The organism is Microcoleus sp. OTE_8_concoct_300 (assembly GCF_031383065.1).
Classification (GTDB): domain Bacteria; phylum Cyanobacteriota; class Cyanobacteriia; order Cyanobacteriales; family Microcoleaceae; genus Microcoleus.
Genome location: NZ_JANMZH010000865.1, coordinates 1 through 1,171, shown reverse-complemented (window position 1 = coordinate 1,171; position 1,171 = coordinate 1). Strand labels below are relative to the sequence as shown.

Below are 1,171 nucleotides of genomic sequence, written 5' to 3'. Positions count from 1 at the left end.
TGATGGAGGGGATAAATAATCGAATTAAGTTGATTATGCGACAAGGATATGGCTTTTCTAATTTTGACAATTTTCGAGATCGTGTATTAGCTTGCTTTTCTAATTAGATAAAAATATCACCGTAAGTTCCAGAGAGCCATCGCATCATGCAGTTAGGAATCCCTAAAAATTGACGTGAGGGCATGAATTAAATCTTCTTAACCCATAAAACGTCAAAAATTAGACCATTAACAACTATTAATTGCCAGCATATCGCCCGCATTATGACAATAATACATCACTGCTGATTCAACAATTATTTAAATGTAAGTTAGTTTTATCAATCAATATTCAACTTCATTTCACAACAAGAAATAATAAGACCGACAGGTGACTGGAAACAAATTTAATATAGCCAACCGTTCCGATGTCAAATTAGAAACTTGCTGAATTCCTTGAATACAAACCGCATGAATTGATTGAAAACTTTGGAATATCCAGCGCAAAGTAGGTCGATTTGTTCCTTGGCCCAATTGATTTTTTACGGTTTTATTACTGAGTTGCAAGTTTTGCCTGAGTAACCTTTGACCTAAAGTATAAACCAACAAACATAAACCCATTATAGCCTTTCTCAGAAAGATGAGGTACTATCCGGCATCTGGCATCTGGCATAGGGCATCTGGCATAGGGCTTCTGGCATACCTCACTTTTTTGAGAACCGCTATATTAAAGTTAAAGCCTCGATTCTTTCTGGGGATTTGAGGAATACACTATCCGTAAAAAATAGCGGGTCTTTTAGGAACCCAAACCCTCTCTCTGCCGACTGCTGTTCCTTATATTTTACAATCATTTCATCAGGACTTAATTGCTCTGCATCCAGCACATTAGTAGCTAAGATAAATCTGCCACTAGCTTTGGTTATTCGGGCTACCACATTCGCATCTAGTTCTAGTTTTGCTTGAACTTTAAATATCAAGCTAGAGCTAGAATTGTCATGAGAAATGGTCGAATCAGTAGCGGGTTTTACTGTAGTTTGCCCGCAGGTAATTTGGGCAGGGTAAGAGCATCTCAATCAAGCTTGACAAAAGGAGTTGAGAACAGTCATCATATAATCATTATTCATAGAAGCCTGTTTGATTTTTTGACGAAGACTACGCTGCAATGTTTTCTCCTGATTAAGAGCGTTAAGTGC

General features: G+C 37.5%; 2 protein-coding genes and 1 pseudogene. 1 reads left to right on the top strand and 2 read right to left on the bottom strand.

Annotated features, from left to right (window positions below; translation table 11 throughout):
• Positions 1–107 (top strand): transposase (locus tag ACUVJL_RS37835; protein WP_445250506.1); only part of this gene is annotated, 107 nt, incomplete at its 5' end.
• 234 nt (positions 108–341) lie between these two features.
• On the opposite strand, the pseudogene ACUVJL_RS37830 reads toward ACUVJL_RS37835, so the two are convergent.
• Positions 342–602: pseudogene (locus tag ACUVJL_RS37830) on the bottom strand (IS1634 family transposase); the annotation flags it as partial.
• Positions 603–700: 98 nt separating this feature from the next.
• Entirely contained in the window at positions 701–1,051 is a 351-nt protein-coding gene (locus ACUVJL_RS37825; protein ID WP_445250507.1) for a hypothetical protein, read from the bottom strand.
• Positions 1,052–1,171 lie beyond the last annotated feature (120 nt).